This is a genomic window from Shewanella sp. GutCb (assembly GCF_002836135.1).
Taxonomy (GTDB): domain Bacteria; phylum Pseudomonadota; class Gammaproteobacteria; order Enterobacterales; family Shewanellaceae; genus Shewanella.
This window is the reverse complement of the sequence record NZ_PJBL01000021.1, coordinates 130,694-139,926: the sequence shown is the minus strand read 5'-3', so window position 1 is coordinate 139,926 and position 9,233 is coordinate 130,694. Positions and strand designations below refer to the sequence as shown.

The 9,233-nt window shown below is 46.1% G+C and carries 6 protein-coding genes; all 6 read left to right on the top strand.

All coding sequences use genetic code 11. From position 1 onward, the window contains the following. Positions 1–158: 158 nt before the first annotated feature. The 6 genes from CXF86_RS13135 to CXF86_RS13110 all read left to right on the top strand — a co-directional run bounded on the left by CXF86_RS13135 (position 159) and on the right by CXF86_RS13110 (position 9,221). Positions 159–488: a c-type cytochrome gene (locus CXF86_RS13135; RefSeq protein WP_101089459.1), complete on the top strand. Its 330-nt coding sequence runs from the start codon at positions 159–161 to the stop codon at positions 486–488. Between the two features lie 174 nt (positions 489–662). Next, on the top strand, positions 663–2,375 hold the full coding sequence (locus tag CXF86_RS13130) for a DUF3373 domain-containing protein (protein WP_102039183.1): 1,713 nt from the start codon (positions 663–665) through the stop codon (positions 2,373–2,375). A 69-nt stretch (positions 2,376–2,444) separates the two neighbouring features. Next, positions 2,445–3,818, top strand: a complete 1,374-nt coding sequence (locus CXF86_RS13125; protein WP_374702338.1) for a tetrathionate reductase family octaheme c-type cytochrome — start codon at positions 2,445–2,447, stop codon at positions 3,816–3,818. A 309-nt stretch (positions 3,819–4,127) separates the two neighbouring features. Then, entirely contained in the window at positions 4,128–5,786 is a 1,659-nt protein-coding gene (locus CXF86_RS13120) for an ABC transporter transmembrane domain-containing protein (protein WP_102039181.1), read from the top strand. Beyond that, complete coding sequence (locus CXF86_RS13115; RefSeq protein ID WP_102039180.1) at positions 5,783–7,903, top strand: peptidase domain-containing ABC transporter; 2,121 nt, start codon at positions 5,783–5,785, stop codon at positions 7,901–7,903. Before CXF86_RS13120 ends, CXF86_RS13115 begins: the two co-directional genes overlap by 4 nt. Further along, on the top strand, positions 7,896–9,221 hold the full coding sequence (locus CXF86_RS13110; RefSeq protein ID WP_102039179.1) for an HlyD family type I secretion periplasmic adaptor subunit: 1,326 nt from the start codon (positions 7,896–7,898) through the stop codon (positions 9,219–9,221). Before CXF86_RS13115 ends, CXF86_RS13110 begins: the two co-directional genes overlap by 8 nt. Positions 9,222–9,233: the final 12 nt, after the last annotated feature.

Below are 9,233 nucleotides of genomic sequence, written 5' to 3'. Positions count from 1 at the left end.
GATATTTTTATCAATTAGATTTTTATCATGAAAGTGATCAAGCTCAACTATTCAGTAACACCTCCCTGCTAAATTAAGCAACAACACAGGCGCATCTTGGAAGCATTCTGTTAACCACGCGAAGGACAGCGTAAAAATATAAAAATAGTAAGGAAATGATGATGAAAACAATCACAAAAATCGGAATAGGTTTTGCTCTAGCTCTGTCTTTAGGTCTTCAAGCCCAAGCCGCTGATGGCGGTAACCCTAAAAAAGGTAAACATCTGTATAAAAAAGAGTGTAAAGCCTGCCATAGCCAAGGTGATATCGGTGGAGAAATGACCCCGATGACAAAAACCATGAGTCAGTGGGATCGCTTCTTCAAGCGCATGAAGCACAAGGGTGATCAAGAAGCGTTCAATGCGCTATCAAAGAAGGACATTAAGGACATTCAGCAATTCCTATATGACCATGCAGCCGATTCCGACCAACCACAAACCTGTGGCTAGCCGCATGAAGGATTAAGTCCTTCTAACCAAGTTAGAACCAAACATTAAATTAAATAAATGGGGAATGCCTCAGGGCCTAATGCTGCCAAAAATCAGCTAATCCGAGGCCGTTCCTCAACATCAATCGAGGTTAACCATATAAAAAGTGGTTAAAAACTCGAAAGGAGAGATGTTATGCGTACTCTAATTTCACTGCTTGTTGCCAATGCGCTTGCTTTATCTGGTAGCGTTTATGCTGCAGAAAACGATGCTCAAAAAATGGCAGATCTTAAACAACAACTTGAAGACATCACTAGCGAATTAGATGATCTTAATGATCGTGTCGATGGCAACGAACGCCATACAGCATTAGATAGACTGCTGATCACTGGTGATTTCCGTACTAAAGCTCATACACTGCACTATCAAAATGTGACTTGGAATCCCGCGATTAAAGTCAACTTTAGTGACTTCGGCGCCAAAGCGATGTCTGGTGCATTTGGTTCTCCAACCGATGCTAATTCTCCGCTCGGCAAAATGATGGCAGCCGATCCTAACCTCGCAGCAGCCTTCCAAAGTGGTCAACTACAAGGTGTCATGCCTTATGCTTTGGCGCAGAAAACCACGCAAGATATCGATAATGACATTTACTACACCACCCGTCTTAGACTTAATTTAAAAGCAAAAGTCTGGGATAACGTCAGCTTTTCTGGTCGCTTATCTATGTTTAAAAACTGGGGCGATTCCACCGGCGTTAAAGTATTTGATTCTTGGAACTCATTTACTATGGATGGCACCAGCAGTGGTAGCCCTAGTGGTGATTTCCTCAGAGTAGAACGCGCTTACTTTGATTGGAAAAATATCAATGGCTCTCCACTGTACTTGTCGATTGGTCGTCGCCCATCAACCTACGGCCCGCCAACCCAGTATCGTGAAAATGAAAAACGTGGTGGCACACCATCTGGCCACCTAGTTAACTTCAACTTTGACGGCGCCACCATGGGCTATCACCTCGGTGATATTACTGGTGTTGAAGGCCAAGTTGTTCGCTTCTGCTACGGCCAGGGTTTTGAGTCACAATCGGGCAATGGCGAGCTCTTCGGTGACATCGTCACTAAAGATACCCACCTCGGCGGCTTTAATATTGATGCCATTAACGATGGTAAAAACTTCCTCCAGTTCACCCTATTTGGTGCGATGGATGTCAACGATGGCTTTAAAGGCACCATGGCGTTCCCAACCCAACTAGCCAGCATTTTTGCGCCAACCATGTACCAAGACATGCAAAAGTTTGACAACTTTAACTTTGTTACTCGAGTGCAGCCTAGCGGCGTTATTGGTGACATTTACCTCGGTGGTATCGGCTTCTCACGTGAAGAAGATAACGACGTGAAATGGTTCGTCTCTGGCGGTTGGACTCGCGCCGACGGCAATGGCAACGCGGGAATGTTTGGCGGCATGTTAAGTGATGCCGTATTTGAAGCTAAGCTCAATTCTGACGGCACCGAGATCATCATGATGCCAAGTGCTGCCGATGACAGTGGTCCAAAAGACGGCTACAGCATCTATGCTGGTGTGCAGATCCCAGCGCCTTACGGCAAAGTTGGTTTTGAGTACAACTACGGCTCTAAATATTGGACACCATTTACTCAAGCACAAGATGATCCCATCGGCAGTAAGTTAGCCACTCGCGGCCATGTTGCCGAGGCTTATTACATGTTCGACATCAACCCTAATATGTTCATTAAACTTGCAGGGATTTATTACGATTTCGAATATACCGGCAGCGGCACACCGGTTGGTGCACCACAAGAAGTAGATGATGTTATCGCGGGCACTTCTTACTCAATGCTACCAGTGGTCGACACCGCTTACGACATCAACGCTTCTCTCACCGTTAAATTCTAAGTTAGGTTAATCCCCCCGGCGCTAGCCGGGGAAGGAGTATTAAAAATGAAAAGAATCATCATACCAACCATGGCGTTAGGGCTGCTTGTCAGCGCTCAATTCGCCATGGCGGCCAATCCTCACAGTGAATATGTGCTGGGGCCTTTTTCACAAGGCTCTGAAGTCACGACTCAATGTATTGAATGTCATGAAGATCACGCCAAAGACTTTATGAAATCATCACACTGGACTTGGGAGTTAGAACAGAAACTACCAGGGCGCACGGTTAAACGCGGTAAGAAGGATGCAATTAATAACTTCTGTACCTCAATATCTGGCAACGAACCAAGATGTACCAGTTGTCATGCGGGTTACGGTTGGAAAGACAATAACTTTGATTTCACCGACATGACCAAAGTAGATTGCCTTGTCTGCCATGACACCACTGGCACTTACATCAAAGATCCGGTAGGCGCTGGCGAAGCATTAGCAAGCGTAAACCTTCAGCGAGTAGCACAGAATGTCGGCGCTCCTGTGCGCGATAACTGTGGTACTTGTCATTTCTTTGGTGGTGGCGGCGATGCCGTTAAGCACGGCGATTTAGACTCTTCTATGTCTTATCCCGATAAAAGCACTGACGTACATATGGATACTGATGGCAATGACTTCCAATGCCAAACTTGCCATACCACTGAGGATCATCAGATCACCGGTAATGCCATGGGCGTTTCGCCTGGTGGGCAAAATCCGATTGGCTGCGTTAACTGCCATGAAGCCACGCCGCACAAAAATAAAAAGCTCAATACTCATGCTGCAAGTGTCGCCTGTCAAACTTGTCACATTCCGTTTTTTGCGCGTAATGAACCGACTAAAATGAGCTGGGATTGGTCTACGGCAGGTAGTGATCTTGAAGAAACAAAAGATCAATACGGCAAGAAAAATTACCAGAAAAAGAAAGGCAACTTTGTCTGGGGCAAGATGGTTGAACCAGAATACGCTTGGTATAACGGTAGTGCTGACGCCTATATGGTTGGCGACAAAATGGACCCAAGTAAAATCACTAAATTAACTTACCCATTAGGTGATATTAGCGATAGTACGGCCAAGATCTATCCTTTTAAAGTCCACCGCGGTAAGCAGATTTATGACAGTAAACAAAACATATTTGTCACTGCAAAAGTTTACGGTGAAGGCGGATATTGGACAGACTATGATTGGGACAAAGCAGCCAAGTTAGGTATGGAAGCCAATAAAACGCTAGTAGAAAAGGGCATAAGCTACAGTGGTGAACACGGCTTTGCAGCAACCGAAATGTGGTGGCGTATCAACCATATGGTTTCACCAAAAGCTGACGCTTTGAAATGTAGCGATTGCCATAACAAAGGCACCCGCATGAATTGGAAAGCACTCGGTTACGAAGGCGATCCGATGAAGAATAAGGCTGGGTTAAGACACACTCAATAATCTCATCATTGATAGTACTATTTAACGCATCTATCGCTCCAATAGATTCGTTAAACGTCAGCCGGCTTCCCTGCAAATTTGCCGGCTGACACCCCTCAGTAAAACTGCACAAATTCAAAAGCCTTTCATCAACAAGCTAACATCAACTCAGCTCAAGCAATTCAATCATCGTCTCATTGACAAAAAAACCGACAAAAGTTGCTTTATTTTTACACTAAGATGTAAATACTCTGTTAAGTTTAATAAGTTAGCTAAAGCTATACTATTATTTATACACCTTTTTCTGACTGTCCAAGGATGCGATAAGCGATGAGAGAAAACTTCAGTTTACTAAACAATAATCGCGCTAAGGCAGAGTTACTGCTCTCCTCCACGTTCATCAATTTACTGTCTCTAGCCCTGCCTTTTACCATGCTACAAATATACGACCGTATATTGCCGAACCAAGGCTACGGCACCGCGAGTGTGCTCGTATCCGCTGTCGGGGTCGCGATTCTATTAGAGTTACTTTTGCGCTATGCCCGCAGTTGGTTGTTGGCCTCATCTGCCGCCAATTTTGAACTGCAAACCACGACTAAAGTTGTCAATGCGTTAATGCAATCTGACTATCACCATGTGGAAAGCTTAGGCACGGGTAAAGTGTCCAACGGGCTTGCCAGTATTGCGGCGATGCGCGAGCTTTATTCAGGACAAGCCTTAGTGGCATTAATGGATTTTCCCTTTGTGCTCATTTTTTTAGCATTGGTCGCCTATATCGGCGGTCCATTGGTGTTCATTCCTATTGCAGTGTGGGCAGTGATCGGTGGGCTGGTTTTCCTCATTGGTAAAAAGTTAACTCGCGCCACGCAAGATTTAGCATTAACCGATAGCGAACGCTCACGCATGTTGATATTGGTGTTATCGGGATTAACCACGGCAAAAGCATTGGCGATGGAGTCGCGCCTATCATCCATCTACAGTGAAATTAACTACCGCCGCCTTGAACAACAACAGCAAGTCGATTGGTTATCATCAAAACTGCAAGAGCTCATTCAAGGCGCGTCTCAAGGCACTACATTATTAATCGTCCTTATCGGCTGCCTCGAAGTGCTCGATGGTGATCTCACCACGGGTGGGTTGGCGGCTTGCTCCATTCTAGCGGGCAGAGCGATAGCACCGCTAAGTGCCATTATTAGTTTGCGTTCACGGCTTGCCAGCGCCAATACAGCCATGAACCATGTTAACGATCTGGCTGAACTGCCCCAAGAAGTGTTTAAAGGCACCACGAAGTACCAACAGAAACTGCCGCTTGGACCTATCAATTTTGACAGTGTTGCCAGCTCTCAAGTGGGCGCGAAACTCAATAATTTCACGCTATCCATCCCCAGCGGCAGCTTAGTCACTGTCACATCAGATCCACTGACTCATGCCAGTTTACTCCTCAGTGTTATCGGTGCATTTCATCATTTAGATCAAGGTTCAATAACCATTGCAGGCGTTGGGCAAAGCGAACACCAAGCCAATGAGTACCGCCAGTCAGTGACCTATGTTTCACCTTGGCCAACACTTTTTGCGGGCAGCTTATTGGAAAACATGACCCTATTTAGACCAGAACGAGAGTCACTGGCGATGGAAGTTGCCGAGGCACTAGGACTCACCAGTAGCATCGCCCAACTGCCGTCGGGTTATCAAACTGAGGTTGGCGTAAACGATAGCCAAATGCTGAACAAAGGCGCGGTGAAACTTATTGCGCTGGTAAGAGCCATCGTACAGTCGCCCTCTATTTTATTACTTGATGAACCGATGATCTCACTCGATGCCGATTCTCAAGCAAGGCTGGTTAATGTGCTCAATCACTATAAAGGCCAGATGACCATTTTATGCGCTTCTCACTTTAGTGAACTCGCTAGCAATAGCGATCTACGCATCAATATTAGTGAGCATGGCGAGTGTCAGGTTTTGCCCGCGATGCAGGAGGTTCAAGCATGAACTCTATCAGCCAACCCAAGTCACTAGAAGAGAGTGAGAACACATTAGCGTCTCCTGAATTAAAAAATATATTAATCGCACTTTTTCAGCAGCTAGGGTTATTTTCTCAGGCGAATAATTTGCTCAGTGATGAAGCAATTCAGAGTATCGACACGGTAAAATTCGCTAACCTATTAAAAAAACATCACATTGGATTCTCGGTCTATAAGACGCACAAAAATGCTATTTCACAGGCCATTCACCCTTTTATTATTGTCCCTGATAATGAACCTGCAGTCATGTTAAGGCGTAGAGGTGCGCAATATGAAATGTTCAATCAGCAATCTGATCAGTGGCAAGCAATAAGTGCTCAAGAGTTACCCCTCATTGGGCATATTTTTGTGATTGAAAGTCTACCTGCAAGCAAACAGAATATTCGCGCCTTTGCAGCGCATATGAGCAAACGCACCAAGTGGTACCGCCCGGTATTTTGGCTGAGTTTACTCTCCAGTATTACCGGGCTGGCGGTGCCCCTCTTTACCATGGCCGTTTATGACCGCGTCATTGGCGGACAAGCACCGGATGTACTGCCCACCATCGCCCTTGGTGCAGCACTAGCTTTGGCCATTTTAGTGATAACACGCCTCACTCGAGCTAAGCTGCTAGCCACCACCAGCAACCGATTTGCACGTGACCTTTCAGATATCACCTTTAGGCGGTTATTGAGTATGCCGCTGATGGTGTTGTCTCGAGTGGGTTTGTCGAACCATATGGCACGCATGCGCAATGCGGAAAAAGTACGTACCTTACTTTCCGGCCCTGGTGGTGCAGGTTTAGTTGACCTTCCTTTCACCGCTATCGCACTGATCACCATCGCGCTACTCAGTGGCTGGTTAGTGATAGTGCCGTTGGTGATGTTATTGCTGTTTTACTTAGTGATGAAAGCCGTCAATAAATATGCTCAATCAGCTGCGCCCACCATTAGTGGAGATTATCAAAACTCGATTAATGAACTCGCCAAAAACCTGCTACAACTGAAAACCAGCGGCGAAACCGATGGCTGGAATACTAAGTTTGCCAGGCAATGCAAAGAGAACTGTCGGCAAAACTTCCTCTACGCTAAGCGCAATGGCTTAAACGCCGCCGTCGCCCACGCCATGAGTTTACTTACCGCGCTAGTTACCGTTTTTACAGGCATCTTCTTAGTACTCAACCAGAGTATTAGCCCTGGTGCACTTATTGCCTGCGTCATGCTGATTTGGCGCATAACTGGGCCTGCACAGTTAGCATTTTCATCAAGCCAGAAAATTACCATGATGGATATGGCAATAAAACAGTTTGACCGTTTTATGCAAGCAGGCACGGAACACAATGAGCTCAGGCTCGATACACCCGCGACTCAAATCGCACCTAAGATAAGTTTTCAACACGTCACCTTGCGTTATGGTGCAGAGGTCGACCCCGCCCTAGCAGGTGTGAGCGTTGATATAGAACCCGGCGAAAATGTCGCCATCATTGGGCCTAACGCCTGCGGTAAAACCTCGATGTTACTTGCTGCCATGGGAGTGGCAGAGGCCCAAGCGGGCTATGTCACGGTTAACGGCAAAAACCTCAAGCAATATGATCCTGAAGCCTATAGAAAATGGGCCGCATTTTGCCCCGCAGAGCCCGATCTTTTTCCAGGCACCTTAGCTGACAATCTGCGCATCGCGAAACTAGACGCAACAGATGAAGAACTGGTCACCGCAATAAAAGCTGCCGGGGGTGAGTCGCTATTTAAAGCGTTAGGCAATGATCTGAATATCAGTCTGTTTAATCGTGGCCATACACTGTTATCTGCCGTAGAAGGCAGTTATATCAGTTTGGCGCGAGCACTGCTGAAGCAATCAAGTTTAATCATTCTCGACGAACCCATCGCCAATCGTAATCCTGTAGCTAAAGCCCAACTGCTAAAGACATTTAGCGCACTCAAAGGTAAGAGCACCGTGATTTTTACCAGTCATGATCAAGAGTTGATCCAGCAAGCTGACAAAGTCGTAATTTTAGATAAAGGAGCTGTGGTTTACGCTGGTCCTATCCCTGAAAAAGCACCTCAGCCACCGCAAGCATCATCTCAGGAGAACCTCCCTAATGGATAATCGTCAACTAGCTAATCGAGTATGGCCTGAGCATGAATTTACCGATGCGATTGAAGCTCCCGCAGAAAGAAAGTTAATTAAGCGCATCATCTTTTTGATCACAGGTTCAGTGTTAATCATGTTGTTGTGGTCACTGTTTGCCGAGGTAGAAGAGATCTCCAAATCCAAGGGGCAAGTTGTTCCTCTTGGCCACCGACAGATCATTCAAAGTCGCGCTGGCGGCACTATGGCCTCGGTGATGGTAGAAGAGGGAGATGTGGTTAAAAAAGGCGATGTATTAGCCAGCTTTGTCTCGATTGACAGTCAATCAGCAGAAGAGGAACTCGCCAGTAAACGCGCAAACCTGTTACTTCGCATTGAGCGCTACGAGTCTTTTATTGACCAACGAGAGGCTAATTTTAGTGAGTTTGAAGTTGAGTACCCACAATTGGTCAAATTGCATACCGCATCACTGAGCCGCATGAACCAAGAGCGAGTAGCAATGCAGCAACTCTCAGAGTCTGACATCGCTAAATCTCAAGCAGAAATCGATGGCCTCTTAGCTGAGATCCCACCGCTAAGCGATCAAATTAAAACCGCAGAGCAAACGCTAACAATGATGCAGTCGGTTACCGCAGAGCAAGCCGTATCCAAGCTAAGAATTTTAGAGTCGCAACAAAAATTAGATTCCTACATGCGCGAACTGAGAAGCATGGAGAGCAAACAACAGGTTCTGGCTAAAAACTTGCTCAATTTAGAACAACAACTAAACCAGAAACAAGTGACCTTACTCAAAGAGGTCGGTGAGAAACGTACCGATGCCCAAGCAGAACTGCTTGGCATTATCGCTCGGTTGAAATCATCAGGCTCTCTCGTCTCGCAAAATACCATTATCGCTCCTGTCGACGGCATTATTCAGTCTATCCCCTCCTCATCGACAGGCAGCGTGATCCAGCCCGGTGGCACAGTCGCGGTCATTGTACCAATGACAAAAACGGGCTTAATGGAAGCCAAATTGTCACCTCGCGATATCGGTTTTGTGAAAGTGGGTCAGCCAGTAAGGATTAAAATTGATGCATTTGATTACAGCCGTTATGGCGCCCTCGACGGCATTGTAAAACGAATATCTCCAAGTACCGATTCAGATGAAAAAGGCGGGGTATTTTACAAAGTGCAAATTGCCATTGATAAGCCCTATTTTTCGGATAAACCCGGCCGGTTCGACTTGATCCCAGGGATGACAGGTGAAGCTGACATCGTGACCGGAGACAAAACGGTATTTCAGTATCTCTGGAAACCAGTATTTACCAATGTGACAGAAGCTTTTGGTGAGCGCTAAAGAGGAAGTAGA